The organism is Crossiella sp. S99.2, from assembly GCF_023094165.1.
Taxonomy (GTDB): domain Bacteria; phylum Actinomycetota; class Actinomycetes; order Mycobacteriales; family Pseudonocardiaceae; genus Crossiella.
In genome coordinates this window covers 170,479-196,894 of record NZ_JALMDK010000007.1, presented here as the reverse complement: position 1 = coordinate 196,894, position 26,416 = coordinate 170,479, and the positions used below count along the sequence as shown (strand labels likewise).

22 protein-coding genes are annotated in these 26,416 nt (G+C 71.6%); 8 read left to right on the top strand and 14 right to left on the bottom strand.

The genetic code is table 11. From position 1 onward, the window contains the following. Positions 1-117 precede the first annotated feature (117 nt). Genes MZC64_RS27475 through MZC64_RS27465 form a run of 3 tightly spaced genes read left to right on the top strand, consistent with a single transcriptional unit; the run spans position 118 to position 4,295 of the window. The gene (locus tag MZC64_RS27475; RefSeq protein WP_247761869.1) at positions 118-576 is read left to right on the top strand and encodes a hypothetical protein; all 459 of its coding nucleotides are present in this window, start codon (positions 118-120) and stop codon (positions 574-576) included. Then, complete coding sequence (locus MZC64_RS27470) at positions 557-2,035, top strand: hypothetical protein (protein ID WP_247761870.1); 1,479 nt, start codon at positions 557-559, stop codon at positions 2,033-2,035. Before MZC64_RS27475 ends, MZC64_RS27470 begins: the two co-directional genes overlap by 20 nt. Beyond that, entirely contained in the window at positions 2,028-4,295 is a 2,268-nt protein-coding gene (locus MZC64_RS27465) for a tetratricopeptide repeat protein (protein WP_247761871.1), read from the top strand. Before MZC64_RS27470 ends, MZC64_RS27465 begins: the two co-directional genes overlap by 8 nt. Positions 4,296-4,376: 81 nt before the next feature. Here the strand turns inward: MZC64_RS27465 and MZC64_RS27460 are convergent, their stop codons facing one another. The 7 genes from MZC64_RS27460 to trpB all read right to left on the bottom strand — a co-directional run bounded on the left by MZC64_RS27460 (position 4,377) and on the right by trpB (position 13,582). After that, positions 4,377-6,434 carry a glycosyltransferase gene (locus tag MZC64_RS27460; protein ID WP_247762154.1) on the bottom strand — a complete coding sequence of 686 codons (2,058 nt, stop codon included), beginning with the start codon at positions 6,432-6,434 and terminating at the stop codon, positions 4,377-4,379. 2 nt (positions 6,435-6,436) lie between these two features. Further along, positions 6,437-7,042 carry a DUF998 domain-containing protein gene (locus MZC64_RS27455; protein ID WP_247761872.1) on the bottom strand — a complete coding sequence of 202 codons (606 nt, stop codon included), beginning with the start codon at positions 7,040-7,042 and terminating at the stop codon, positions 6,437-6,439. A gap of 57 nt (positions 7,043-7,099) precedes the next feature. Next, complete coding sequence (locus MZC64_RS27450; protein ID WP_247761873.1) at positions 7,100-8,551, bottom strand: HAMP domain-containing sensor histidine kinase; 1,452 nt, start codon at positions 8,549-8,551, stop codon at positions 7,100-7,102. Continuing rightward, positions 8,548-9,258, bottom strand: a complete 711-nt coding sequence (locus tag MZC64_RS27445) for a response regulator transcription factor (RefSeq protein ID WP_247761874.1) — start codon at positions 9,256-9,258, stop codon at positions 8,548-8,550. Before MZC64_RS27445 ends, MZC64_RS27450 begins: the two co-directional genes overlap by 4 nt. Next, the gene (locus MZC64_RS27440) at positions 9,236-11,236 is read right to left on the bottom strand and encodes an NACHT domain-containing NTPase (RefSeq protein WP_247761875.1); all 2,001 of its coding nucleotides are present in this window, start codon (positions 11,234-11,236) and stop codon (positions 9,236-9,238) included. Before MZC64_RS27440 ends, MZC64_RS27445 begins: the two co-directional genes overlap by 23 nt. A gap of 418 nt (positions 11,237-11,654) precedes the next feature. Then, complete coding sequence (trpA, locus tag MZC64_RS27435; RefSeq protein WP_247761876.1) at positions 11,655-12,404, bottom strand: tryptophan synthase subunit alpha; 750 nt, start codon at positions 12,402-12,404, stop codon at positions 11,655-11,657. Further along, positions 12,398-13,582, bottom strand: a complete 1,185-nt coding sequence (gene trpB / locus MZC64_RS27430) for a tryptophan synthase subunit beta (RefSeq protein WP_308301078.1) — start codon at positions 13,580-13,582, stop codon at positions 12,398-12,400. The genes trpA and trpB overlap by 7 nt, the downstream gene beginning before the upstream one ends. Before the next feature lie 45 nt (positions 13,583-13,627). Here trpB and MZC64_RS48060 point away from each other — a divergent pair, with 45 nt between their 5' ends. Together MZC64_RS48060 and MZC64_RS27415 are read left to right on the top strand one after the other, a co-directional pair. Continuing rightward, a complete protein-coding gene (locus tag MZC64_RS48060; protein ID WP_308301077.1) occupies positions 13,628-14,425 on the top strand; it encodes a GntR family transcriptional regulator in 798 nt (265 codons plus the stop codon). A gap of 79 nt (positions 14,426-14,504) precedes the next feature. Further along, positions 14,505-15,092 (top strand): LuxR C-terminal-related transcriptional regulator, encoded by a 588-nt coding sequence (locus MZC64_RS27415; RefSeq protein WP_247761877.1) that lies wholly within the window; start codon positions 14,505-14,507, stop codon positions 15,090-15,092. A 37-nt stretch (positions 15,093-15,129) separates the two neighbouring features. On the opposite strand, the gene MZC64_RS27410 is transcribed toward MZC64_RS27415, so the two are convergent. After that, positions 15,130-16,104, bottom strand: a complete 975-nt coding sequence (locus MZC64_RS27410) for a hypothetical protein (protein WP_247761878.1) — start codon at positions 16,102-16,104, stop codon at positions 15,130-15,132. A gap of 89 nt (positions 16,105-16,193) precedes the next feature. Between MZC64_RS27410 and MZC64_RS27405 the strand changes: the two genes are divergently transcribed. Then, complete coding sequence (locus MZC64_RS27405; protein ID WP_247761879.1) at positions 16,194-16,805, top strand: MerR family transcriptional regulator; 612 nt, start codon at positions 16,194-16,196, stop codon at positions 16,803-16,805. A gap of 3 nt (positions 16,806-16,808) precedes the next feature. On the opposite strand, the gene MZC64_RS27400 is transcribed toward MZC64_RS27405, so the two are convergent. Both MZC64_RS27400 and MZC64_RS27395 read right to left on the bottom strand, forming a co-directional pair. Then, on the bottom strand, positions 16,809-17,411 hold the full coding sequence (locus MZC64_RS27400) for a response regulator transcription factor (RefSeq protein ID WP_247761880.1): 603 nt from the start codon (positions 17,409-17,411) through the stop codon (positions 16,809-16,811). Continuing rightward, entirely contained in the window at positions 17,408-18,592 is a 1,185-nt protein-coding gene (locus MZC64_RS27395; RefSeq protein WP_247761881.1) for a sensor histidine kinase, read from the bottom strand. Before MZC64_RS27395 ends, MZC64_RS27400 begins: the two co-directional genes overlap by 4 nt. Before the next feature lie 51 nt (positions 18,593-18,643). Between MZC64_RS27395 and MZC64_RS27390 the strand changes: the two genes are divergently transcribed. Further along, positions 18,644-19,783, top strand: a complete 1,140-nt coding sequence (locus MZC64_RS27390; protein WP_247761882.1) for an LGFP repeat-containing protein — start codon at positions 18,644-18,646, stop codon at positions 19,781-19,783. 50 nt (positions 19,784-19,833) lie between these two features. Here the strand turns inward: MZC64_RS27390 and MZC64_RS27385 are convergent, their stop codons facing one another. Further along, positions 19,834-20,361 carry an RICIN domain-containing protein gene (locus MZC64_RS27385; RefSeq protein WP_247761883.1) on the bottom strand — a complete coding sequence of 176 codons (528 nt, stop codon included), beginning with the start codon at positions 20,359-20,361 and terminating at the stop codon, positions 19,834-19,836. Between the two features lie 91 nt (positions 20,362-20,452). Next, positions 20,453-21,628, bottom strand: a complete 1,176-nt coding sequence (locus tag MZC64_RS27380) for an MFS transporter (protein WP_247761884.1) — start codon at positions 21,626-21,628, stop codon at positions 20,453-20,455. A gap of 62 nt (positions 21,629-21,690) precedes the next feature. On the opposite strand from MZC64_RS27380, the gene MZC64_RS27375 reads away from it, so the two are divergent. Further along, positions 21,691-22,608: a phosphotransferase gene (locus MZC64_RS27375; RefSeq protein WP_247761885.1), complete on the top strand. Its 918-nt coding sequence runs from the start codon at positions 21,691-21,693 to the stop codon at positions 22,606-22,608. Here the strand turns inward: MZC64_RS27375 and MZC64_RS48825 are convergent. Next, positions 22,579-24,081 (bottom strand): DUF4185 domain-containing protein, encoded by a 1,503-nt coding sequence (locus tag MZC64_RS48825; RefSeq protein ID WP_308301076.1) that lies wholly within the window; start codon positions 24,079-24,081, stop codon positions 22,579-22,581. The two genes, MZC64_RS27375 and MZC64_RS48825, sit on opposite strands and share 30 nt — an antisense overlap. A gap of 229 nt (positions 24,082-24,310) precedes the next feature. Next, positions 24,311-26,293, bottom strand: coding sequence for an amino acid transporter (locus tag MZC64_RS27365; protein ID WP_247761886.1), 1,983 nt, complete (start codon positions 26,291-26,293; stop codon positions 24,311-24,313). Positions 26,294-26,416: the final 123 nt, after the last annotated feature.

The following is a 26,416-nucleotide window of genomic DNA, read 5'->3' as shown; positions in this document are numbered from 1 at the left end:
CCCGCTTCAGCCTACCGAAAAGTCCGATTCCGGGTCACGGGTTAGTCACTGTGCGTAACACCTCGTCAGGCCTGCCCGACAGCGGGATGTCCTGAACCAACGTCGCTGAGGTGGGCAATGGCTCTGAGTGTCTGGCTGTCCCTGTTGTCCCCGGTGGTGGCGTTGCTCATCGCGTTCTGGGGATTCCGGCGGTCCACCAGGGCGGATCGGTTGCGGGCCTTCTTCGACCTGCACGAGCGGTACCTGTCCGCGGAGGTGCGGGCCGGGCGGCGGATCTTGCACCAGCGGGTGGCCGGGCGCTCGGCGGCGGAACTGGCCGAGCTGGACCGGGACAGCCTGGACCGGATCGGGTACACCCTCGCGGTGCTCAACTCGATCGCGATCGCCTGCGCGGGCGGCTACGTGGACCGGCGGCTGGTGCGGCGCAGCATGGGCCGTTCCTATGCCGGCGCGATCGCGGCGGCCCAGCCCTACATCGACCGGGTCGAGGCACTGCGCGGCTTCCGGCCCTACCCCTTCGCCGAATCACTGGCCGAGCAACTGCGGGAGGGCGCGCATGTCGAACCCCGGGACTGACCGCAGGCTCCGGTTGTGCGTGGTGCAGCTGGACGGGCTGCCGCACGCGCGTACCGCGGAAAGCCTGTGGCTGCCCGCCGAACCCCTCTACGCGGCAGGCGCCGGACCCGGCGAGCTGTCCGCGGCGCACCTGTTCAGCGGCGCCCACCCCACCGTCTACGACGGCATCCAGGAACTGTCCACTTCGGCCACTCGATCCTGCCTGACCGAGCTGATGTCCTTCCTGGACCGGCAATCCGCCGATGTGGTGGTCTTCCCGGAGTACCTGGTGCCGCTGGGCTGCCTGGAGACCCTGCGCGAGTTCTCCGCGGGCCGGGTGGTGGTGGCCGGACTGGGATTTGTGCGCAACCTGGCCGAGGCCGGCGAGCTGGTCGCACTGGCCGAATCGGACTGGCAGGCCGGAAACCTGGTGCACCGCAACGTCTCCGTGCTCATCCACGACGGCAGCGTGCACCTGATCACCAAACTTTCCCTTGCCGACGGGGAGAACGCGACCGCGGGCGAGGGCGTGCGGATCGTGGAACTGACCCTGCGCGGGCGGCAGGTGCGGCTGGCGGTCGCGGTGTGCAAGGACTATTTGCTGTGGGAGAGCAATGCGACCGTGCAGCGCGCCGACATCGTGTGCGTGCCCGCCAACTCCCCCACCATGCTGCCGTTCCAGCCGGACGCGCCGCGGGATCACGTGCGGCTGCTGGCCAACGCGGCCTGCCACGGCGGCTCCCAGATCATCGTGCCCGCGCTGGACGGTCCACTGGTCAACCGGCTGGGCGTGGAGCCAATCGGCAAAGGATTCCAGGCGGTGATCCTGGTCGAGTACGACAGTTATCCGCGGCGGCCCACCGCGCTGGCCAACCCGGAGAACAGCCTGGCGTTGCGCGCCCAGATCATCGGCGCGGCCGACGCGGCCGAACTGGCGGTGCTCGCCGAACTGGCCGAGCTGACCGCGACCACACCGGGAAAAGCGTTGCGGGCCCAGGTGAGTGAGCTGCGCGCCCGGCTGGCCGGGACCGGTCCGCTCGTGCAGGCCCTGGAGGCCTACGACATCTACCTGGCCCAGGGTTTCGACCCGGACAAGGAACTGCACGACCTGCTATGCACGCACCTCGCGGTGACCGGCGGCGGCCAGTCGGTCATCCGCGGCCGCCAGGCCCGCTACATCGTGTCCATGCTGCGCGAGCTGGAGGCCGCCTGCGCGGGCAGTTTCGGCGCGGCCAGGGACACCTACCAGCGGCTGGCCGAACGGTTCGCGGCAGCCGATGAGCCCGAGCTGGTGGTGGTGCCCGTGCCGCGGCAGGCCCCACCGGCCGAACCGGAGCGGCCGAGTCTGCTCAAGTACACCCGCTCCACCGCGCGGGACGGCACCCGCTCGGAGAGCTGGGAGATCCACGATCCCGACCTGGCCAGGGAATTCCTCCTCAATCCGCCGACCAAGACCGATCGGGGAGCCAGCGATGAGTGAGTCGACCGCATCGGAGATCCGGCTGGCAGGCCAGGTCCGGCAACTGCGCGCGCGGCTGGCCGGGCCGGGCGGCGACAGCGTGGAGACCAGGGCCGCGCTGGCGCTGGCGTTGCTGCGACTGGGCGGGCACCAGGCCCGCACCGGCGCGCGGGTGGCCGCGCTGACCGCCGCCAGGGAAGCCGCCGCACTGACCCTGGACCTCGCCAAGTCCACTGTGGACTATCCGGCGCGGACCCGGGAGTGGTTGTCGCTGCTGAGTCATTCGCTGCAGATCGAGTACGAGGTGACCAGGGAGCTGGACGTGCTGGACCGGGCGATCAGCACGCTCAACCAGGTGCTCGGGATGCTCGAACCCGACGACCGCGATCTCAGCGGGCACCTGTCCAACCTGGGCAACGCGTTGCGGCAGCGGCATGAGCACACCTTCGACGAGCGGGACCTGCAGCACGCGGTGCGCAGGCAGCGGCAGGCATTGCGCTGTGCCCCCGACGACGACCGGGACCGCTCCGCGCTGCTGGCCAACCTGGGCGCCTCGCTGCGGCTGCACTACGAGCGCACCGGCGACCTGGACTCCCTGGACGAGGCGATCGCGGTGCTGCGCCAGGCCACCGCGGCCACCTCGCCGGAACACCCCGGCCGGTTGCGCAGGCTGTCCAACCTGGGCGCGGCCCTGCGCGCGCGGCACAGCAGGCTGGCCGATCCGGCCGACCTGACCGAGGCGGAGGCGATCCTGCGCCGGGCCACCGCCGGCATGCTGCCGGACTCCGACGATGCCCTGGCCGTGCTGTCCAATCTGGCCAACGTGTTGCAGGACGAGGCGGACGCGTTGCGGGACAGCGCGAAACTGGCCGAGGCGGCCGAGGTGTTCCGCCAGGTCGCCGACCGGCGGTGCGTGCTGCTCGGGCCGGAACACCCCGACACCCTGGCCACCCGCAACAACCTGGCCAACATCCTGGCCCAGCAAGGCGAACTGGCCGCGGCCGAGGAAACCTACACCGCGCTGCTGGCCGATCTGCCCAGGGTGCTCGGCGCGGACCACCCGGACACCCTGGCCAGTCGCAACAACCTGGCCAACGTGCTTGCCCAGCAAGGGAAACTGGCCGAGGCGGAAGCCGCGTACACCGCGCTGCTCACCGATCAGCTGCGGGTGCTGGGCGCCGATCACCCGGACACCCTGGACTGCCGCAACAACCTGGCCACCGCACTGACCCAGCAGGGCAAACTGGTGCTGGCGCAGCAGACCTACCAGGAGGTGCTGGCCGCGCAACTGCGGGTGCGCGGCGAGGACCATCCGGACACCCAGCGCACCAAGGCGTTGCTCTCCGGCCTGGCCGACATGCTGTGCAGCCGGGTGAGCGTGGTGGTGCCCAGGGTGATGCTGGTGGTGCACACCAACTCCACCGCCGACAGCGCGGACCAGGCGCGGATCACGTTGCGGCGCCGGATGTACGAGGCACTGAAGAACGCGGTCACCCGCAGCCACATCCCGTGGGCGGACTGCGCCACCGAGAGCTACGGCGAGGGCGTGCTGCTGTTGTTGTCCCCCCAGGTCTCCCGGGAACAACTGGTGGCAATGGTGCCGGACAACCTGTCCCGCGAACTCCGCGCGGTCAACGCGAACCTGCTGCCCATCGACCAGTTGCGGCTGCGGGTGGCCATGCACGCGGGTCCGGTCCGGGTCGACGACCGCGGCGTCACCAGCCCCGCCGTCCGGGAGACCTTCGGCATGGCCGACGCCCCCGCCCTGCACGAATCCCTGCGCCGGGACCGCGCCGACCTGGCCCTGATCATCTCCGACGCCCTCTACCAGAGCACCACCCGCACCCCCGGCGCCCTGTTCCGCCCGGCCAGGGTCCCGGTGCGCAACGCCGACCTGCTGGCCTGGATCCTGCACCGGCCCCGGGAACTCACGGTGGGGCAACCCCATCCGGGATATCGACCGTCCACTGTGGACCCGTATGTGCTGGTGCTGGCCACCGACGCGTTGCTGGCGGTGCCACTGTGCCGGTTCCCGTACAGCAGACAGCGGTTGCTGGACTCACTGGACCCGGCGATCAGTTCCTCGGTGCACCGGGATTCCCGGGCCCGCCAGGAGGTGCAGAACATCCTGCGCACCTGTCTGGCCCATGAGGACGGGTTGAGTCAGTTGCTGGCGGCGGTGCGACAGCTGGAACACACGACGTTGCCGGTGCGGCACCTGACCACGACACTGGCCCGGCTGTTCGCCGATCGGGGGAAGCCGGGGCCGCGGCCGAACTGAGCAGGACGTCGAGTTGGCCCAAGTGGGACGCCCACTTGGGCCAACTACGCGTACGACTTGGGCCAACTCGGCGGGTACGGGTCAGGCTGCGCCGGTGAGGACTGGGGTGGGGGCGTGCGGGCGGACCAGTTCGGCGTAGACCTGCTCGAAGGTGGCCAGGGTGGTGTCCAGGGCGTGCCGGGTGATCAGCTGGGAGCTGGCCGCGCCCATGGTGGCCCGCTGGTCCGGGTCGGCGGCCAGGGCGGCCAGGTGGCCGGTGAGCGCGTCCAGGTCAGCCGGCGGGTACAGGTGGCCGTTGACGCCGGGGTGGACCAGGTGCGGCAGGGCCATCGCGTCGGCGGCGACCACCGGGAGGCCTGCGGCCATGGCCTCCATGGTGGCCAGGCTTTGCAGTTCGGCGGTGCCGGGCATGCAGAAGATGTCGTTGCGGCGGTAGGCCTGGACCAGGTCCTCGTCGGAGACCACACCGCGGAAGCGCACCCGGTCGGTGACGCCCAACTCGGCGGCCAGGCTTTCCAGGCGGGTGCGGCAGAAGCCGTCGCCGACCAGTTCGGCGCGCAGGCCGGGGATCCGGGACACCGCGTGGATCAGCTCGTGCACGTTCTTCTCCGCGTCCAGGCGGCCGACGAAGAGCACCGAAGTGTCCACTGTGGACTTCGACGCACGCGGGGCGGCGTAGTGCTCGATGTCGATCCCGCAGGAGATCGCCCTCGGCTTGCCGGGGAAGTGGTTGGCGGTCAGCAGGTTCACCGCGCGTGGGGTGGGCGCGGTGACGATGCCGGCCTCGCGGTAGACCCGGACCAGGTCGCGCCAGCCCAGCCGGGCCAGCGAGCGGCGCAGCGCGGCCGGGATCTTGAGGTAGCCGAACAGGTTCTCCGGCATGAAATGGTTGGTGGCCACCGTCGGCACCTGCCGGGCGGTGGCCGCGCGCAGCACGGCGCGGCCGACCGGGAAATGTGACTGCACGTGCACCACGTCCGGGTCCAGCCCGGCCAGCAGGTCCGCGGCCTTGCGGGTCTGCCAGGGCAGGCTGATCCGGAAGTCGGGGTGGAACGGGGTGCGCACCGAGGGCAGGTGGTGGATGGTGATCCCGCCGTCGGTCACGGTGCCCGGCTCACCGCCGGGCGAGGGGCAGATCACGTGCACGTCGTGGCCGCGCGCGGCCAGGCCGTGGGCCAGCCGGCCGGCGAAGTTGGCCGCGCCGTTGACATCGGGCGGGAAGGTGTCCGCGCCCACTACGATCCGCAGCCCGGACCCGGTGCGGCGTGACGACATCACTTGCTCCTCTGGTGCGGCGACTTCTCGTTGGTCTGGCACGGATCGGGCCAGCACCACCACGCCGCCGACGGCCAGCAGCGCGAGCGCGGCCTGCCCGGCGGCGGTGGCGGGAGTGAGGTAGGCGGCCTCGCCGTAGAGCAGCAGGCCGGTGCTGACCGCGGTCAGCGGGTCCAGCACGGTGATCGCGCCGACCACCACCGCGGTCGGTCCGGCGGCGTAGGCCTGGTGCATCACCCAGCCGCCGACGGCCAGCAGCAGCCCGGCCTCCGCGGCGATCAGCAGACCGCCCCACTGCGGGTCGGCGGTGAACAGCTGGCCGGTGGCGGATTTGGTGAGCACCGAACCGAGTCCAAAAAGGACAGCGGCGGAGGCGGCGAGCACCGCACAGCGGGCCTGACCCCGCACTCGCAGACCGGCCACGGCCACCAGCAACGCGCCGAACGCGGCCAGGTGCACCGCGCCGGGCACCGCGACCGCCGTGACCACCGCGGGCGAGACGGCCAGCGCGACAAAGCCGAACACCCCGCCGCACACCGCGAACACGGCCAGCCGCACCGGTGCCGCGATCGGCTGCCGCCGGGCGCGGGCGGTGAAGACCACGGTCAGCACCAGGCTCAGCACGCCCAGCGGTTGCACGATCACCATGGGCGCCAAGGCCAGCGCGAGCACGTGCAGGCCGCTGCCGAGCACGGCGAACCCGGTGCCGGTGAGCCAGCCGCGCGAGCGGACCGTGCCGGCCAGGCCGCGCAGGGTGAGCGAGCCGTCGGCGTCGTGGCCGCGCACCGCGGAGTGCTGCAAGGACACCGCGGCGGCGAACAGGCAGGCGGCCAGCAACGCTAGGAGAACAGCGAGCGGAATCATGCTCACGGGGTGGTGCTCCGCATCAACGGGGCCAGCGAGACCAGCAACAGCCCGTGCGCGATCAGCGCGACCCGCTGCAGCGCGCCCTGCGGCAGCGCCGGGATCACCTGGGCCAGGCCGAAGGCGGCGGCGGTGAGCAGGGTGGCCACCGCGGCCCACTGCACCCGGCGCAGCGAGAGCACCCGGCGGCCCGCGGTGCTGAGCACGTGCACGATCCGCAGCGCGGCCACCGGCAGGCAGGTCATGAAGACCGCGCCGCCGAAGCGATGGATCTCACCGGACACAGTGGACACCGTGCTGCTCACGTTGCCGGGGAACACCGCCACCGAGGCCAGTCCGCCCGCCCACAGCCCGAGGAAGATGCCGGCCGGCCGGTCCACCGGCAGCCGGGTCAGGATCAGCCCGCCGCCGACGAGGATGCAGAGCTGGGCGATGAGGAACAGCGCGGTGGAGTGGAAGGTGTAGTCACTGACCGGGTCCCACAGCGGGTCGACCTCGACGGTGTAGGCGAAACCGAGGTAGCCGACCAGCAGGGTGGCCAGGCCGAGCAGCGTGAACGCGACCGGCGCGGGGCCCGCCCGGGTGATCGTCCTGCTGGTGGTGGTCACCTCCCCGAGGGTTCGCGGCGATCATGAAGGGACGATGAGAGATCACCCGGGGTTTGGTTAAGAGTCCGTGGCGGCCGCGGGCAGGGTGAGCGAGACCCGGGCCCCGCCGACGGCGTTCCGGCCGGCAGTGGCGTTGCCGCCGTGCAGGGTGGCGATCTGGTCCACGATGGCCAGGCCGAGGCCGGAACCGGGCAGCGCGCGGGCGGTGTCGGCCCGGTAGAAGCGCTGGAAGACGTGCGGCAGGTCGGCCTCGGGGATGCCGGGACCCTCGTCGTCGACCACGATCCGCACCTGGTCGCCGCCGGTCTCCAGGGTCACCGTGACCGTGCCGCCCAGTGGGCTCCACTTGGCCGCGTTGTCCAGCAGGTTCAGCACCGCCCGTTGCAGCGAGCGCGGCCTGCCGATGATCTCCGCCGAGTGCAGGTCGGTGTGGAAGACCAGGTTGGGGGCGCGCGGCCGGACCCGTTCCACTGCGGCGGCCACCACCTCGGCCAGGTCCACCCGGCGCTCGGGTTCGGTGGAGCGGTCCGTCTTGGCCAGCTCGACCAGTTCGCTGACCAGCGAGGTCAGCTCGCCCGCCTGCACCTCCAGGTCGGTGAGCAGCCGGTCCCGGTCCTCGGCGGGCAGCACCCGGGCCGGATCGGTCTGCCGGGTGGCGTGCGCGAGCAGTTCGATGTTGTTGCGCAGGCTGGTCAGCGGGGTGCGCAGCTCGTGCCCGGCGTCCTCGACCAGGCGTCGCTGGGCGTCCCTGGACACCGCCAGCGCGGCCAGCATCGCGTTGAACGCCTCGGCCAGCCGGGCGATCTCGCCGGTGCCCTGCACGGAGATGCCCTGGTCCAGGTCCTGGGTGCGGGCCACCCGCTCGGCCCCGGCGGTGAGCGCGTCCACCGGCCGCAACGCGGTGCGGGCCACGATCAGCCCGACCCCGGCCGCCACCGCCACCCCGGCCAGGCAGACCAGGATGTGCCAGAACCCCAGCACGCCCAGGGTCTCCCGCAGTCCCTGGATCTCCTTGCCGACCTGCACCGCGCCGCCGTCGGGCCGGGGCGCGGTCCACACCCGGTAGAGGTCGTTGTCCAGCACCCGGTCCTCGCTGAACTCCGCGATCGAGCGGTCGGCGACCTTGGCCGCGCCCGCGCTGACCGGCACCGCCTCCTCTCGGCCCGCGAAGCGCACCGGGGTGCCGCCCGGGTCCAGGAACTGCACGAAGATGTCCCCGGTCCGGTCCGGCCGGGGCCGTCTGCCGTCGCTGTCGCCCTCGGGCCGGTCCACGTCGTGCAGTGCGTCCAGGGCGTCCTTCGGGGTGGCCCGCTCCCCGGCGAGCTGGCTGTAGGAGCGCAGCTGGTTGTCGAAGTTCTGCTCCAGCTTGGCCCGCACCAGCAGCCAGGAGCCCAGCGACACCGCGGCCACCGCCACCGCCACCGCCCCGGCGACCAGCACGATCAGCCGGCCGCGCAGGGACAGCTCGCGCCAGCGGGCCGCGCGCAGCCGGGCCAGCCAGGTGCTCACAGCGGTTCCTCGCGCAGCACGTAGCCGACCCCGCGCACGGTGTGCAGCAGCCGGGGTTCGCCCTGGGCCTCCAGTTTGCGCCGCAGGTAGCCGACGTAGACGTCCAGGCCGTTGGAGGCCGAGCCGAAGTCGTAGCCCCAGACCTGCTCGAAGACCAGGGTCCGGGTGAGCACCAGTCGCGGGTGCCGCAGGAAGGTCTCCAGGATGGCGAACTCGGTCCTGGTCAGCCGCAGCTGCCGCCCGGCCCGGTTGACCTCCCTGGTGCCCGGGTGCAGCACCAGGTCGCCGAAGGTCAGCGACTCCCCCGCGCTCGGTGGCGGCGCGGCGTCTGGCTCGGCCGGTCCCTGCCCCGCCCGCCGCAACATGGCCCGCACCCTGGCCAGCAGTTCCTGCAGGGCGAAGGGTTTCACCAGGTAGTCGTCGGCGCCGGCGTCCAGCCCGGCCACCCGGTCGGCGACCTCGTCCCGGGCGGTGAGCATCAGGACGGGCACGAAGTTGCCCTCGGCCCGCAGATCCCGGCAGCTGTCCAGGCCGTTGCGCACCGGCATCATCACGTCGAGGATCACGCCGTCGAACTTCTCCGCCCGGATCCGGGCCAGCGCCTCGGCGCCGTCGGCGGCCAGGGAGACGGTGTAGCCCTCGAACCGCAGCGTCCGGGACAGCGAGTCCCGCACGGCCTCCTCGTCATCCACGATCAGCAGGTGCACGCATCGAGCGTAGCCGCCCCAGCTCGGCCAGTCTGAGCAGCAGAAGCCGGTGCCGGAACTCGTAGCCGGGGCCGCTGCGGCGGAGCAGGCCGCGCTGGTGGGCGTCGTGCAGGAAGGCGAGCAGGTTCCGGGGCAGACTGCCGTCGAGGGCGAGCAGCCAGCGGGTGAGGGTGAAGGAGGCGGAGGCGAACCGCAGGCGCAGGCACAGGCAGGCGAAGACCACCACGACCACGCCGGGGATGCCCGCCTGCTGCCAGGCCAAGGCGAGGCCAAGCCCGCCGGACAACAGCAGGCCCAGGTGCTGGCTGCGGGCGTAGGACCGGTCCGCGCGCAGCACGGCCTGTGGCTCTCGGTCGAAGTCGACCGGGGTGTCCGCCATGACGAACCCGTACCGCCCCAGCGCCGCGATGGCGACCGCGAACGCGGCCAGCACCAGCGTCACCAGGAGCCGGGACCTCGGATCCGAGTCCGGGTGCTGCGCCGGGAGCACCCGGAGCAGCACCCCAATGGCCGTGGCCACCGCGATCGCCCAGCCCAGCGCGATCCGCCGGGCGCGCCGGAGTGCCACCCGGCTCACCGGGTGCGGGAACTTCGGGCTCGCCCACCCGGTGGCGGCCAGACCGGCGGCCGCGCCGAGGGCGGCCCCGAGCGCGGCCCGCGGCGTGCCGTCCAGCCAGTCCGCGGACCACACCCCGAGCACCAGGCCGAGCACGGCGCCGAGCGCGACCAGAGGGTGCAACAGCCGCAACAGCCAGCTCCGCAGCGGCGGGAGCCCGAAATGCAGGTCCCACCAGTCGACGCCGACGATGTTCCAGCGGTCCTGGTACCGGGCCAGGAAGATCATCCACCGCTCGACGTCGTCCGGGTGGTGGCCGCGATGGTCCCGATACAGGGTCGGGATCAGGCCGTCGAGGAGGTGGTGTTCGATCGCGGCGCGGTCCGGGAGTCGCAGCAGGTCGGCCGGATCGGTGGCCGGGTCGGCGTAGAGGGTGCGGGCCAGCGAGAGCATCAGCGGGGTCGCCAGCACGGTGGCCAGCTCACCGCAGGGCTCAGCTCGGAGGTGGTCGAGCACCGGGCGCCAGCGTTGCGCGGTCAGCGGGTTGGTGTCCAGGTAGGCGAGCATGTCGTTGGCGGACACCGGTTCCAGCTCGATCACCGCCGCCCCGGCCAGTGGCGACTCGGTGTGCTCGATCAGCTCGCGGTACTCGGTGGTGCGGCAGGTCAGGATCAGCGGTTTGCCGCCGTCCACGGCGAGGTTGATGCCCTCCAGGGCGGACGGCAGGTGCTCGTGGGGCAGTTCGTCGAGGCCGTCCAGGATCGGCAGGATCCGGCCGGTGGTCAGTAATCGTTGGCACGCCTTGACATCGCCGAGCGCGGTGTGTTCCCTGGCCAGCCCTTCGGCCAGCCATTCGTAGAGCGATTTCTCCCAGTCCCAGGAGCCGACCTGCACCAGGAACGGCACCGGATCCGTCTCGTCGCGGGTACTCAGCAGGTCCAGCAGCAACAGCATGGCCAGGGTGGACTTGCCGCCGCCCGGCTCGCCGAGGATGACCAGCTGCGGGTGTGGCAGGGTGCGGAATCCCGTTGCGGCGTCAAGGATGTCTCCGGACAACTCGGTACTCGCCGTGGCGGCCACCGGCAGCGTGGCGGCCACCGGCAGCGTGGAGGACGCCCAGCGCACCCGGATCGGGGCCGGGCGGCGCACTCCGCGAACGGCGGCCTCGGTGTCCCAGCGGGACCGCACGTCCTCGGCGAAGCGGGTCAGGTCGGGCTCCGGTGGCTTGCGCTGGCGGCGGAAGGTGGCCACGCCGACGGCCAGGGAGGCGGCGCTGACCAGCACACCCAGGATGGTGCTGAGTTTCTGCGCGGTGTCCAGGTCCGGGCCGCGCCAGAGCGTGCCGCCGAGGGTGGCCAGCAGGACGCCGAGCACCACTCCGGCGCCCGCGAGCGCGAAACCCGTTGCGGTGCGCCGGGCCATGCCTGACTCCCCTGCGGTCGCTGCCGAGTCAGGACACCATAGGAGTCGCGGCGGGCCGGGTCGGGGCGTTCCGGTGCCGGGTCACCCGATCGGCGAATCGCACCCGGCCCGGCACCACCGCCCGCGTCCCTACCGACCGTTCGGTGAGGACGCGAACTTCGGGCCACCCGAGCCCGCATCCCTACCGACCGGTCGGTGAGGAGACGGACTTCAGGCCACTACCGCCCGCGGCCCCACCGAACGGTCGGTAAGCAGGCGGACTTCAGGCCACCCGGGCAAGCGTCCCTACCGAACGGTCGGTGAGCACGCGGACATCAGGCCACCCGAGTCCGCGTCTCTACCGAACAGTCGGTAGGGACGCAAATGTCTAGCCACCCGAGGCCGCGTCCTTACCGAACGGTCGGTAGGGCTGCGGATTTCAGGCCACCCGGTCCAGCGCCGCCCGGAAGCCGCGCACCCGCTCGGCCACCGCCGCCGTCCCGCCGCCGTCGAGGAGTTCCCGGACCAGGGCCGAGCCGACCGCCACGCCGTCGGCCTCGGCGCAGATCTCGGTGGCCAGTTCCGGGGTTCCGATGCCGAACCCGGCGATCACCGGCACGGTGGCGTGCCGACGCAGCCGGGTCACGGTGTCCTTGGCCTCCGCGGCCAGCCGGGTGTGTTCGCCGGTGGTGCGCATGGCGGTCATGGAGTACACGAATCCCCTGCTGGCGGCGCAGATCCGGGCCAGCCGGTCGTCCGCGCAGTCGGGGGCGCCAAGCAGCACCACGCTGACCCCGGCCCGTTCGGCCACCGCACGGAACTCCTCGCTCTCCTCCAGGGGCAGATCCGAGACGATCACGCCACTGACCCCGGCCTCGGCCAGGCGGGCCGGGAAGTCCGGGATGCCCAGGGCGACATTCGCGTAGGTCATGGCGACCAGCGGCACATCAATGTCCACTGTGGACAGTTCTTTGAGGACTGTCTCCGGGGTCGCGCCGCGGGCCAGGGCCGCGGCGGCGGCGCGTTGCACGACCGGGCCGTCGACCATGGGGTCGGAGAACGGGAGGCCGATCTCCAGGGCGTCGGCGCCGGCTGCGGCCAGCGCGCGGGCCACCTCCAGCCAGTCCGCGGACATGCCGCCCATCAGATAGGGGATCAGCAGTTTGCGGTCGCGGGGCAGGGTCAGCATGCGAGGTTCTCCCGGATCTGGTGGACGTCCTTGTCGCCGCGACCAGACAGGGTCAGCAGCACGGTGGTTCCGGTGGGCAGCTCGGAAGTCCCGGCCGCACGCAGAATCCAGGCCAGCGCGTGCGCGGACTCCAGCGCGGGCAGGATGCCCTCGGTGACGGCCAGCGCGCGGACCGCGGCCAGGGCCTCCTCGTCGGTGACCGTGGGGTAGCGGACCCGGCCGGTGGCGGCCAGGTGCATGTGCTCGGGGCCGATGCCCGGGTAGTCCAGGCCGGCGGAGATCGAGTGCGCCTCGGCGATCTGCACGCCCTCCTGCAGGAAGTGCGAGCGGAAGCCGTGCAGGATGCCGGGGGTGCCGGTGCTGACCGCCGCCCCGCCCGCGGCCTCCACGCCGATGAGTTCGGCCGGGGTGTCCACGAACCCGGCGAAGGTGCCCGCCGCGTTGGAACCACCGCCCACGCAGGCCACCACGACATCGGGGATCCCGTCCGGCAGCAGTTCCGCGGCCTGGGCGCGGGCCTCGTCGCCGATCACCCGTTGCAGTTCGCGCACCAGGTACGGGTACGGGTGCGGGCCGAGCACCGAGCCGAGGCAGTAGTGCGCGGTCCTGGTCTCGCTGACCCAGGCGCGCAGCGCGGCGTTGGTGGCCTCCTTCAACGTGCCCGCCGACCCGGGCACGCCTGCCGGGACCACCTCGGCGCCGAGCAGTTCCATCCGGAAGACGTTCAGCTCCTGCCGCCGCATGTCGGTGTGTCCCATGTGGACAGTGCAGTCCAGGCCGAGCAGTGCGGCGGCGGTCGCGGTGGCCACCCCGTGCGAGCCCGCGCCGGTCTCCGCGATCAGCTTGGTCCGGCCCATCCGTTTGGCCAGCAGCGCCTGCCCCAGCACATTGTTGATCTTGTGTGAGCCGGTGTGCGCGAGGTCCTCCCGCTTGAGCAGCAGCCGGACGCCTAGGCGCTCGCCCAGTCGCACGCACTCGGTCAGCGGCGTCGGCCTGCCCACGTAGGTGGCCAGCAGCCGGTGGTATTCGGCGACGAACGCCGGATCGTGCCACGCGTCGAGGAATGCCTCCTCGACCTCCCGGCAGGCCGGGACCAGTGCTTCCGGCAGGAACCGGCCGCCGAATTCGCCGAAGCGACCGGTGGCGTCGGGCTGCCCCATCAGCTTGTCAGTCCTCACAGTTCTAGAACTCTAGCACTCTAGTTCGTGGATTACACTCCCCCGGTGACCGAGCAGACCACCGGCTACGACCAGCGGGTGCCGAAATACCTGGCCATCTACCGTGCGCTGGCCGCCGAGATCAGCGACGGCACGCACCAGCCGGGGGCCGCGCTACCCCCGCAACGCCAGCTCGCCGACCGCTTCGGCGTCACCCTGATGACCGTGCGCCAGGCCCTGCGCACGCTCCAGGACGACGGCCTGGTCGAGGCCCGCCCCGGCACCGGCACCTTCGTCCGCCGGCCCGGGTTCGCCTACCACCTGACCGGGCTGCGCAGCCTGTCCGAGGAACTGACCGGGCAGGGCCTGGACCTGCGCACCGAGGTCCTCTCCGCCGACCTGGTCAGCGCGCCCGAGGAGGTGGCCGCCCGGCTCGGCCTGGCCCCCGGCGCCCGGGTGCTGGCCGTGGACCGCCTGCGCAGCGCCAGCCCCGAACCCGGCGCGCCGGTGGTGCCGCTGCTGTTGCAGACCTCTTTCCTGACCGAACGGTTGGGCGGGCTGCTGGACGTGGCCGAGTTGCGGCACCACTCGCTGTACCGGCTGCTCGGCGAACGTCTGGGCCGCCCGGTGACCAGCGCCGAGGAACGGCTGCAGGCGGTCGCGCTGACCGAACGCGAGGCCGCGCTACTCGACCGCCCGGTCGGTTCGCCCGCGCTGTTGAGCCGCCGCCTGAGCCGGGACGAGGCGGGCAACCCCCTGGTCGACGACCGGGCGATCATGGTCGGTGACGGCACCGTGGTGGTGGCCGAACGGGCGGCCACCGAGGTCAGCCTCACCTACCGCACCCAGCACTCACCTGGGTAACCCAGCCGCGACCCACTCGTTGGAGTGAGTGTCGAGCAAACCGCGTACACAGCGTGTCGCGCTCCGGTATCGAGAGAACATGAGCACGCTGGGGGGCAACGGAGCCGCGCCGACGCTGCACCGGAACGCGTCGACCGGGACGGTGTTACTGGTCGGCGAGACCCTGATGCGCCGGACCATGGCGCCGCGACTGCACGATCTGCGGATCGGCCAGGTGCACCAGGCCGCCTCGGCCGCGGCCGCGCTGGAGTTCGCCGCGCTGGCCGGACCGTGCGCGCTGGCCGTGATCGACCTGATCCCACCGGACACCGAGGGCATCCGCCTGGTCCGCGAGCTGAAATCCCGTGGCTGGCCGCAGGTGCTGGTGGTGGTCTCGCCGGAGGAGCCGCTGGCGGTGGCCGCGGCCTTCCAGGCGGGCGCGCAGGGCTACCTGCTCCGGCCCGGCCGCGAGGTGGCGGTGCCGGATCCGGTGTGGGAGCTGACCAACCGGGAGATCGACGTGCTGCGACTGGTCGCCGACGGCCGGTCCAACAAGGACATCGGCGGCGAACTCGGCCTGTCCGCACGCACCGTGGACACCCACCTGTGGCGGATCGGCCGCAGGCTGGGCTCCGGCGACCGCGCGCTGCTGGTCACCCTGGCGCTGCGGGCCGGGATCATCACCTGACCCCCGCCGCCGGTGCGGCAGCGGGGGCAGCGGCTCGTCAGCGGGTGGTGACCAGCTCGGGTTCCGGCAGTCCGGCCGGCGCCCGGCGCAGGATCACCCCGGCGAGCGCGGCGGTCCCGACGACCAGCACACCCAGCGCGGCCAACGTCCAGCCATCCGGCGCGGCGATCGACTGCCCGCGCAACGCCTGCCAGGTCACCAGCGCGATGATTCCCGCATAGGTCCCGGTCCCCAGCCACACCAGGCGGGAGCGGGTCAGCGGATCGGCCAGTCGCGGGCGACGCCGGCCGGCGATCCCCAGCAGCAACGCGAGCAGGGGCAGGGCCTGCATGGCGTGGATGCCGATGAAATGCGGAATGCGCAGGTCACCGCCGGTCAGGCTCCACCCGGTCAGCGGCATCCCCGGCCCGCCGTCGGGCACGCCGACACTGTGCGCGCCGATGACGGGCTGGTGCAGGCCCTGTTGCAGCACCTGGAGCTGGTCCGCGGTGGGACCGGTCATCAGGAAGGCCAGGCCGATGCCGACCGAGCCGAGCACGATGCCGCCGCGGATCGCCCAGGCCATCGGCCGGTCCGGCAGCCGGTCCTTGAGCAGGGCGATGCCCTGGACCATGTTGAGCAGCCAGGCCAGCGTGATCATGGAGCCCATCAGCCGGAACAGCGCGGCGTCGAACGGGGTGCCGTTGTTGAAGTGGCTGCCCTGGCCGCGGACCACCTGGAACACGATGATCACCACTTCCACGGTGACCAGCACGGCGATGACGGTGGCCGTCCACCAGGTCCAGCGGCGGCGCTTCTGTTGCAGGGACAGCATCCAGGCCCAGGTGGGCAGGTAGAGCAGCAGGGACACCGCGAACTTGAGCGGTTTGCCCCAGATCGGCTCACCACGCAGCACCCGGTCATCCAGCGCCAGGCCGGCCAGCGAGAGCACTGTGGCCAGCGCCATCAGCGCGGTGGCGATCAGCAACGGACGGTGCCAGTGCCGGATCGGGAGTAAGGCAGGGCGGAACATCTCAGACCTCCAGGCGAGAACTACTGTCTCTCTGACCGCGCGCTATCGATACACTAGCTATCGATAGCCAAAGTATCAAGGAGGCTGCTGTGCGCATCGGCGACCTGAGCCGGCTCACCGGAATCCCGGTCCCGACGATCAAGTACTACCAACGCGAGGGCCTGCTGCCCTACGGCGAACGGGCCGGCTACAACCAGGTGCACTACGCCGAGGAACACCTGCGGCGACTACGTTTGGTGCGCGCGCTGGTCGATCTCGGGCGGCTGCCGATCGCCACCGCGAAGCAGGTCCTGGAAGCGGTGGACGGGCCGGAGAAGGATCTGTTCAAGTCACTCGGCCAGGTGCACTACGCGATCACCGAACGGCCCGGCGCGGACGAACCCGCGACCGAGCCGGTGCAGGAGCTGCTCGACCGGCTGGGCTGGCAGGTCAGCGAGGAGAACCCGTCCCGGGCCGCCCTGGCCGGACTGCTGGGCACGCTCACCGAACTGGGCCACACCGAACTGCTGACCAGGCTGGACGACTACGCCGGACTGGCCGGGCAGCTCGCCGCCCTGGACGTCGGTTTCCTGGAGCGGCGGGGCAGCCAGGACGAGGTCCTGGAGTCCGCGGTGGTGATCACGTTGCTGGGCGATGTGCTGGTCTCGCTGCTGCGGCGGATGGCCCAAGAGGACCGGTCCACCCAGTTCCGCGAGTCCTGAGCCTCAGCCGCGCTGACCTTGCAGCCACTGGCCGGCCAGCCGGATCAGCTGGGAGCGGCGGCGGGTGCCGAGCTTGTCCCGGACCGCGTCCAGATGCCGGTGCACGGTGCGCAACGCGATGCCCAGCTCCTCGGCGATCTCCCGGTTGTCATAGCTCTTGGCCAGGCAGCGCAACACATCCAGCTCGCGCGCGGTGAGCCGGGGCCGGTCCGCCTCGGCCACGATCGCCGCGGCCAGCTCAGCCGGGAACACCGGCCCGGCCCGCACCGCGGTGACCGCGGCGGCGAGTTCGGCCGAGGGCGCGGACTTGGGCACATAGCCGTGCGCGCCGGCCCGGATCGCGCGCAGCACCTCGGTCAGCGGGGCCTGGGAGAGCACCAGGATCCGGGTGTCCGGGCTGTGCTCACGCAGTTCGCCGACCAGGTCGACGCCGTCGGCACCGGCCAGGTGCAGGTCCAGCAGCACCACCGCGGGCCGGTGCGCGTGCACCGCCTGGCGGGCCGCGGTCAGGTCCCCGGCCTCCAGCACGGTGTGCCCGGCCCTGGCCAGTCCGACCCGCACGCCCTCCCTGGTCACCGGGTGGTCGTCCACCACCAGCACGGTCACGCCGACCTCCGTTCCGGCGGCAGGCTCAGCTCGACCTCGGTGCCGCGGCCCGGCCTGCCGTGGATGCGGGCCACCCCGCCGAGCCGGGTCAGCCGGGCCCGCACGCTCAGCAGCAGGCCGAGCCTGCCGTTCGCGCGCAGCGAGTCCTCGTCGAAGTCGAAGCCGATCCCGTTGTCCCGCACCACCACCGTCACCGCGCCCGCCTCCTCCAGCACACTGACCCAGACCCGGCCGGCCCGTGCGTGCTTGATCACGTTGCACAGGGCCTCGCGCACCGCGGCGAGCAGTTCGGCGGCCACCGCCTCGGCCACCGGCACCGGCCCGGCGGTCACCACCTGGAGGTCCAGTTCCGGGTGTTCGGCGGCCAGTCGCTCCAGCGCGGCGGTCAGCGAGACCTCGCCCGCGGTCACCGGTTCCGGTTGCGGCACAACAAGATTGCGCAGGTTGCGCTCCTGTCTGCGGATCTCGGCCAGCAGCGGCCGCAGGTCCCCGGCGGCCACCGGTCCGGCCGCGGCCAGGTCCGCGCCACCGCGGTGGATGGCGGCGAGTTGTTGCAGCACCTCGTCGTGGATGCGCGCGGCCAGCCGTTCCCGCTCGGCCAGCCGGGCGGCCTGATCACCGGCGCGGGCGGCGTGTTCGGCGAGCCGGGTGAACTGGCGGGCGGCCAGGCCGACGCTGGCGCCGAGCAGCACGTGCGCCAGCGCGGTGCCGGTCAGCTCCAGAACCTCCACAAAGGACAGTTCGAGCAGCGGGGCACCGTTGAGGGCGTAGGACAACGGCAGCGCGCCTGCCACCACCAGGCCCGCGCCGATGCCGCCTGCCACGTGGTGCACCGCGGCCCAGGCCGCCACCGCCGCCATCGGATAGGCCGAGGTGATCGAGGGGTGGTTGGTCAGCACGTGCCCGTGCGGGTGGATCAGCCCGCCCGCCAGCACCAGTCCCACCGCGAGGGTCAGATCCAGCACGAGCACCGGGATGAAGCGCCGGACGGCGGCCAGGGTCAGCCACAACGTCCAGCCCAGGGTGATCAGCAGGGCCGCCGCGGACAGCATCGGGGTGATCGACTGGCCGCCGACCCCGGCCACCAGGGCCATCCAGGCGAAGGCGAGCCAGCGATAGGCCAGCACCAGCCCCATCGGGGCCGGATGCCTGCCCATCGGGGCATTGCGGTAGCCCTGCATGCCGTGTCACCCCCCAGAATTCCGGGCGCGACACTACCGAAGGGGGATCCGATGCGACCGGGCCTGAGTGAGATCCTCGGCGCCCAGTTCGCCTGGTGGCAGCTGGGTTTCCGCCTGCGCCGCACGATCGGGCGGCTCTGTGGGCAGGGCCGGGCGCACCCTGATCAACACGTCTGGACCGTGGCCACCCGCTGGGCGCACCAGCTGCTGGCCGCGCCGTGGTGGTGGCGGCTGACCAAGACCACGCTGGTCACCGGGTTCTCCGTGCTGGGCGTGGCGGCCACGGCGGGCACGCTGTACGAGCGGCTGTCCGCGGCCTTCGCGGTGAGCGCGGCGGTGCTGGTGGTGGTGCCGCTGGCGGTGCTCTCGGCGTGGCGGCACACCTGCCTCGCACGGGCCATCCTGCGCTTGACGCCGCCGCTGGAAGTCAAGGCGGCCAAGGGAATGCCGGTGCTGCGCCTGGTCTCGGCGGGGCTGCTGGTGAGCCTGGCGGCGACCTCGCTGGTGTTCGTGGTGTGGCAGGAGCACGCCGCGGTGCACGGCTGTGCCAACCGACCGGTCGAGCCGGAGGCGCATCGCTGGTGGGTGGCGCGTGGCGGGCGGGACGGGGTGGGCTGTCCGCTCGGCGGGGTGCAGCGGAGCGCCCAGGGCGAGTGGGCGGTGCGCACCGAGCGGGGTGTGGTGCTGACCAGGGCGCCCGCGCTCGGCGTATTCACCGTGTCGGCGGACCTGTTCGACGCCTGGCAGGCCAGCGGCGGGGCGGCCGGACCGCTCGGCCAGCCGATCGAACTCCAGTCCGCCGACGGCGCCAGCGAGTACGTCAACTTCAGCGGCGGGCACCTGGTGCGCGCGCCCGGCCAGTCACCCCGGCTGGTGCGCGATCAGCCCTACCTGCGCACCCTGGAGGTGGGCATCTGCGTCGGCCCGGACCGGCCGTGCCTGGTGCGAGCCAGCCGGATGGGAGGGACCATCCGGCTGGGCTGGCACTGGGGCAACGCGGATGCCTACAACGTCTCCTGGTGGTCGGCGGGCGGTTTCGACGTGATCGGCACCGAGGTGGCCGGGACCGAGTTCACCATCACCGGCATCGATCCCGGCCGCGCCTACGGCATCGGCTTGCAGGCCTGCGACAAACAGTTCCTGCGGAAATCCCGCTGCACCCAGAAAGCGGAATACATCGTCCGGCCTTGACCGGAAAGGCAGGCGCGGGAATTTCCCCGCGCCTGCCGGTCAGAATTTCCTCAGGCCACCGGCTTCCACTGCTGGTTGTTGCCGCCCCAGCAGCCGGACTGGATGACGTCCGCGCCGTGCAACTTGCTGGCGTCCTTGACATCCAGGCATTTGCCACCGGTGTGGGTGGGCAGGAATTCGCGGTAACCCTCGCTGGTCTCCCGCTGCCACCAGCGCTGGTTGGTCCGGCGCTCGCAGTTGGCCTGGAGCACGTTCGCCCCGGAATGGGTGTGCGCCCAGGCCACGTCCAAACACATGCCGCTGTTGCGGTTGACGATCTCGAAGACGTTGCCGCCTACGTGGTTGACGTCCCACCGCTGGTGCGCGGCACCGGTGCAGTTGGCCATCCGGACATCGGCGGCGTGCTGGGTGCTGGCGTCGACGACCTCCATGCACATATTGGCGTCGGCGGCGTGCCGGGGGACGAGTTTGACATTGGTGAAATCCTGGGCCGCGTTCGCGGTGCCCGCGGTCATCAGTCCCAGGCTGGTCATGAGGGTGCCCACGGCCAGCACGGCGGCGGCTGTTCTGTTGCGCATGTTCTCTCCTTGGTTCGTCCTGCCGCCACAGCTTGCCGAGTTCGGCCGGGGCACCACCACGTCCAGGAATTCCCATTTTCACTGGGTATGTTTACCCACGCGGCACCAGAATCCAGGCGAGCAGCGCACCCAGCGCCGCCGCGATTCCGGCCACGGTGAAAGCCAGCATCGGCGACACCGCGGTGAGATAACCGCCGATGGCCGAACCGATCGGATGCCCGACCAGGTTGAGGCTGATCGAGACCGCCAATACCCGGCCCAGCCAAGCCGGGTCGGTGCGGCGCTGGCGCAGGGTCAGCAGGCCGACGTTGACCGGACCGGCGGCGAAGCTGAGCAGCATCAGGCCGAGCACCAGACCGGCGGTGCCGCCGAGGGCGATCAGCGGGATGGCGGCCACCGCGGAGACCAGGATGCCGAGGATGATCGCGAACCGTTCCCGGCCAGCGCGCAGGTGGTGACCGGCCAGCAGCGCGCCGAGCATCCCGCCGAGCCCGGCCAGGCCCCACAACAGACCGGCGAGGTCCGGGGCGCTCGTGGTCACCGCGACCGTCAGCACCCCCCAGGCGATCTGGTAAAGGCCGTAGGACAGGACCAGGGCACGCAACAGCGGATGGCTGAGCACGAACCGCACGCCCTGCGCCGCCGAGCGGACCAGCCCGGTGTCCGTGGTGGCCGGTGCGGTGCGCCCGGCGTTGGCGGGCAACGTGATCAGCAGCAGCCAGGCCCCGGTGTAGAGCACGGCGATGGTGACCAGGGTGAGCTGTCCACCGGCCAGCGCGAACAGGCCACCGGCCAGCACCGGACCGGTGATCTCGACCAGGTTGTAGGCGCCGGAGTCCAGGGCGTTGGCGCGTTCCAGGGCGTTGTCCGGGACCAGCCTCGGCATCAGGGTGCGGATCCCGGCCAGGCTGAGCGGGCTGGTCAGCGAGAACAACGCGGCCAGCAGCACCAGCGCCACCGCATCGCCCGGACCCGTTGCCAGCACAGCGATCGCGCCAATCAGCAGCGCGCTGGCCAGCTGGTCTACCGCGATCGCGCGCACCGAGCCGAAGCGGTCCAGCACCGCCCCGGCCAGCGGACTGAGCAGCACACCCGGCGCGTAGGCGGCGAACATGGTGATCCCGGCGAGCGCCGGTGAGCCGGAGACCGCCAGCACATGCAGCACCAGAGCGAGCGAGAGCATCTCCCCCGCGAGCCGGGCCAGCAGCGCGGAGCCGAGCAGCCGCCCCACCCTGGGCAGCGCGAGCACCTGGCGATAGGTCGACATGCCGATCATGCTGCCGGAAACTCGCTGGACGCCCACCCGGTTTTCCCAGTGTGATCAGCCGGATGGATATCGACGTGACGCTGGTGCGCGACCTGGTGGCGGCGCAGTTCCCGCGCTGGGCGGACCTGCCGGTGACCCGGGTGGCCAAGCCTGGAGTGGACAACGCGACGCTGCGGCTGGGCGCGGACATGTCGGTGCGGCTGCCCCGGTTCGAGCGCTGGATCGGCCAGGTGCACCGCGAACAACGCTGGCTGCCCGTGCTCGCGCCGCGCCTGCCGCTACCGGTGCCGATCCCCCTGGCGCAGGGCGAACCCAGCGCGACCTACCCGTACCCGTGGTCGGTCTACCGCTGGCTCGACGGCGACCGCGCCGACCAGGTCCCCCTGGACCTGCCCACGGTCGCCCTCGACCTGGCCGAGTTTCTCCTTGCCCTGCAAGCGATCGAGACCACCGACGGCCCGCAGCCGGAGTGGAGCAACGGCTTCCGCGGCGCGGACCTCGCCGATCCCCGGGACTCCCCCGTGGTCACCAACCGGCTTGAAGCCCGGATCGGGGCCCTGCGCGGCCTGACCGACACCGACGCGCTCACCGAGGTGTGGCAGGCCGGACTGGCCGCCCCCGCCTGGGACCGGCCACCGGTGTGGGTGCACGGCGACTTGGGCCCGCGGCCGGGTATGGGGCCTGTCCGGAGTGCTGCCCGACCCCGCCGAGCTGGCCCCCGACCACCCCGCCGCATCCGCAACGCGACGCAAGCTGGACGGGATGATCGCGGACCTCCGCGACTAAAACCCACCGGCGTGTTGGCCGTTGTCGTACCCAGTCTTGGCCGAACTGGTACGCCAGTCGGCCAACACACCGCCCACAACCGCCAACACACCGCCCACAACGGCCAACACACCGCCCACAACGGCCAAGACACCGTACGACAACGGCCAACACGGTGCGGGGGGTTAGAGCTGGTCCAGTGTGAAGTCGTCTAGCTGGAGCCAGGTGTCTTTGCCGTCTAGGGCCCAGGTTCCGCCGAAGACCTCGATCTCGGCGCTGTCGGCGACGAAGTCCACGGTCAGGCGGGTGTAGTCGCCGAGGTGGCCGAACTTGCGCTCGGCCGGCACACCCGTGTCCCGGCGCACGCCGAAGTAGCCGTCAGTGGTGGTGGCCGAACTCCGCAGCCAACCGGACAGTCGGTAGCGCTGTCCGGGCCGTACCGCGAGCCGCTGGGTCACCGCGTGCCAGCCGCTGGTCTCGCGCACCCAGGCGTTGTTCGCCCCGGTGTGCGCCAGGCCCGAGCCGTAGTCGATGCCGCCCTTGCCGGTGATCGTCCACGGACCAGCGGCCGCACCGGCCGGCCGGTCCTCGAAACCGCCGTCGGACAACAGGTTTGGCTCCGGCAGCGACTGGTCCAGCCGCAACCGCATGAGCTTGGAGTGGTAGGGACCCCACTGCGACATGACGAAGTGGATCTCGTTGCTGCGCGCGCTGTCCGGGTGCAGGAACGCGCCGTAGAGCGCCGGATGGTCGGTGCCGCGCACCACCACCCGGCCGCCGGTCCACGGTCCGGTCGGGGCGGGCGCGGTGCGCAGCACGATCGCGGCCCGGCTCTCGTCCAGGGTCAGCGCGACCCAGCGCCGCAGCACCGTGTTGTACTGCACCGACAACTCGCCGATCTGCCCGCCGAAGACCGGGATCGCCCGGTCCAGGCCACCGAGCTGCCAGCCGTCCGCTGTCCAGTACTCATAGACACCCAGTTCCAGCACCCGGTGCTCCGGCACCCTGGCCAGGTGTGCCGCGCCGAAGCGGCCGTTGGGCGTGCCGAACAGGTAGGTGTAGCCACCGTCCTTGGCGAACGCGCCGAGCTGGAACCGTGCCCCGCCACCGGAATTTGACCAGCGCAACGCCGGATCCTTCACCCAGCTGCGGCCGCCGTCATCGGAGTAGGCGAGCCCCGAGTAGTTCGTGGTCCACGGGCCCCAGCTTTTGATCGACATGTAGTGCACGACGTCCCGGTTGCCCGCGGCCACCCCGGCGGTCGGGATGACGGTGATCTCGGACACCGCCGGATCGCGGTGCAGCAGCTCCGCGGCGTGCCCTGGCCGGTCGGTGATCATCGAGTCGATGCCCAGGCCGTCGGCCAGGTTGGTGTCGGTGGAGTGGGCCAGCACGTTGAATCGCCAGTCCGCGGTCTCCGGCCCGGCCCCGTGACCACCCCAGCCCGCGCCGTAGGTGTCGCCGAACATGATCGCGGTTCGATCCCGGCCGTCCCGCCACATGATGCCCAGATCGGTGGCGTGCACCGCGAACCGTTCCCTGGTGCGGTTGATGTCGTTGGCGCCCTGGCCCGCGACGAGCGCGACCTGCTCGGCCAGCTGCGGTGCCGCCGCGGCCGGAACCACACTCACCAGCCCCAGCACCAATCCGGTCACCAGTACCGCGCCAACGCGGCGTTTCGTCCCCATATCCCCCATCCTGGCGCACTCCGGGATGGCCGATCAGCAGTTCGGCGAAGTACACCAGGTACACCAGCGGTCGCCGCGGGTTCTCCGCGTGCAGGCTCTTGGCCAGCTCGTTCTGCTCGAACAGAGCGCGTTGCGCGGCCAGCAGCCGATCGTCCCGGCCGAAGACCTGGCCGGCGGAATCGCTGTAGCCCACGCAGGTGCGCGCTCCCGCCCTGTTCGCGGTGTGGCCTCAACCGCCCACGTGGATGACCGGCCGGCGGTCCGGGTCCTCCTCCGCGGTGCGCAGGATCTCGCGCACCACCGGCGGGGTGTCGCCCTGGCCGAGGATCAGGTAGCGGAACAGGTGGCCGAGCGGGCTGCCCTCGCTCCACTCGAAGTGGCAGTGCGGGCGCACCCCGGTGGCATCGCGCAGGGCCAGCAGGATGGCCGCGATCGCGTTGGGCGCGGCCGGGCTGTCCACCCGCAGCACCCGGTGGCCGTCGATGTCCACGCCGCGGACCCGGAGCACCTCGGCGAAGTCGGAGGGGTCGACCACGTCGATCTCCAGGAAGATCACGTCGGCGGCGCCGGGCACCGGGTTGAGGCCGCGCTGTTCGCGTTCCTTCGACGAGTACTCGGCGTTGTCCCCGCTCTGCCGCTTGTTGGCGATGATGTTGAGCTGGCCGTCGTGCTCGATCGAGTCGGCGATGAACTTCCGCGCGGTCTCGTCGAACTCGATGTGCTCTGCGCGCAGTTCGGTGGTGCGGGAGATCCGGGAGATCAGCGAGACGACGACGATGCCGAGGATGAACAGCGCCGAGATGGCGATGCCATCCGGCTTGCGGATCACGTTCTCCACCAAGGCGTAGATGAGTACCAGGGTGAGCACGGTGAACCCGGCGGCGGCCCGCTTCTGCCGGTGCCGCCAGGCCGAGATGGCTACCGCGACCGCGCCGGAGACCATCATGGCCAGGATCCCGGTGGCGTAGGCGCCTGCCTGCTTGTTGACATCGGCGTTGAACGCGATGGTGATGATCACGCTGATCAGGGTGTAGACCAGCACCACCGGCCGCACCGCGCGACCCCATTCCGGGGCCATGCCGTAGGCGGGCAGGTACCGCGGCACGATGTTGATCAGCCCGGCCATCGCCGAGGCGCCGGCGAACCACAGGATCAGGATGCTGCTGATGTCATAGGCGGTGCCGAACAGCTCGCCGAGTTCCTGGTGCGCCAGATAGGCCATGGCGCGGCCGTTGGCCGGACCGCCGGGCTTGAACGCCTCGTGCGGGATGAGCACGGTGGTGATCAGGCTGGTGGCGAGCAGGTAGACGGACATGATCAGCGCGGCCGCGGTGAGCAGCTTGCGGGTGTTGCGGATCCGGTCCCACAGCCGCTCCTGCTCGGTTTTCCCGTCCGCGGCGACCAGCGGCATCATGCTGACCCCGGTCTCGAACCCGGACAGGCCCAGCACCAGCGAGGGGAAGGCGATCAGGGCCGGGCCGATGATGCCGGTGAACCCGCCCTGGCCGGAGGTCAGCGCGTCGAACCACCGGTCCAGGACCTCGGGGTGGCTGAACACATCCACCAGGCCGACCACCGAGACCACCGCGTTGAGCAGCAGGAACACCGCTACCAGGGGGATGGCCACGCCGACGGCCTCGCTGAAGCCGAGCAGGAAGACGAAGCCGAGGATGAGCAGCAGCCCAATGGTGATGGGCACCGCCAGGCCGTGCAGGGCCTCGCTGAGGTAGGGGTTCTCCAGCACGTGCACGGTGGCGTCGGCGGAGGACAGGGTGATGGTGACGATCCAGGAGGTCACCACGAAACCCAGTAGCACCAGCACGAATATCTTGCCGCGCCAGAACGGCAGCAGGTCCTCCAGCATGGCCACCGAGCCCTGGCCGTGCGGGCTCTCCGCGGCGACCCGGCGGTACATCGGCAGCATGCCGAGCAGGGTCAGCGCCACGATCACCAGCGTGGCCAGCGGGGAGAGCCAGCCCGCGGAGAGCACCGCGATGCCGGGCAGGTAGGACAGCGTGGAAAAATAGTCAACACCCGTCAGGCACATGACTTTCCACCAGGACTGCGGCTTGGCGTGCGCCTCGTCCGCCTCCGGGCCGACCGGGGCGACCCGGTTGGCCAGCAACCAGCGGCTGACCTTGCCGCGGGGGTGCCGTGGGGGCACCGGACTGTCCATCCGGTCCGGGATCGTGACCCGCTCGCCGCCGCTCATCCGTGCATCCCCTCCGCCGTCTCCGCCCCCATATCGCGCCGTGACCATGCCAGGAAGCAGATCGGCGCGCAGCACCGGGCCGGTCATTGACCGGTTTGTCTGGTGGCGCCCGATTGCTGATAT

Coding starts and splice junctions, on each gene's coding strand:
- MZC64_RS27415 (WP_247761877.1), top strand. CDS start 14,505: ATGAGCACGCTGGGGGGCAACGGAGCCGCGCCGACGCTGCACCGGAAC.
- MZC64_RS27465 (WP_247761871.1), top strand. CDS start 2,028: ATGAGTGAGTCGACCGCATCGGAGATCCGGCTGGCAGGCCAGGTCCGG.
- trpA (WP_247761876.1), bottom strand. CDS start 12,404: ATGCTGACCCTGCCCCGCGACCGCAAACTGCTGATCCCCTATCTGATG.
- MZC64_RS27380 (WP_247761884.1), bottom strand. CDS start 21,628: ATGTCGACCTATCGCCAGGTGCTCGCGCTGCCCAGGGTGGGGCGGCTG.
- MZC64_RS27475 (WP_247761869.1), top strand. CDS start 118: ATGGCTCTGAGTGTCTGGCTGTCCCTGTTGTCCCCGGTGGTGGCGTTG.
- MZC64_RS27470 (WP_247761870.1), top strand. CDS start 557: ATGTCGAACCCCGGGACTGACCGCAGGCTCCGGTTGTGCGTGGTGCAG.
- MZC64_RS27460 (WP_247762154.1), bottom strand. CDS start 6,434: ATGATTCCGCTCGCTGTTCTCCTAGCGTTGCTGGCCGCCTGCCTGTTC.
- MZC64_RS27390 (WP_247761882.1), top strand. CDS start 18,644: ATGCGACCGGGCCTGAGTGAGATCCTCGGCGCCCAGTTCGCCTGGTGG.
- MZC64_RS27440 (WP_247761875.1), bottom strand. CDS start 11,236: ATGGCCCGGCGCACCGCAACGGGTTTCGCGCTCGCGGGCGCCGGAGTG.
- MZC64_RS27375 (WP_247761885.1), top strand. CDS start 21,691: ATGGATATCGACGTGACGCTGGTGCGCGACCTGGTGGCGGCGCAGTTC.
- MZC64_RS27395 (WP_247761881.1), bottom strand. CDS start 18,592: ATGCAGGGCTACCGCAATGCCCCGATGGGCAGGCATCCGGCCCCGATG.
- MZC64_RS27365 (WP_247761886.1), bottom strand. CDS start 26,293: ATGAGCGGCGGCGAGCGGGTCACGATCCCGGACCGGATGGACAGTCCG.
- MZC64_RS48825 (WP_308301076.1), bottom strand. CDS start 24,081: ATGGGGACGAAACGCCGCGTTGGCGCGGTACTGGTGACCGGATTGGTG.
- MZC64_RS27385 (WP_247761883.1), bottom strand. CDS start 20,361: ATGCGCAACAGAACAGCCGCCGCCGTGCTGGCCGTGGGCACCCTCATG.
- MZC64_RS27410 (WP_247761878.1), bottom strand. CDS start 16,104: ATGTTCCGCCCTGCCTTACTCCCGATCCGGCACTGGCACCGTCCGTTG.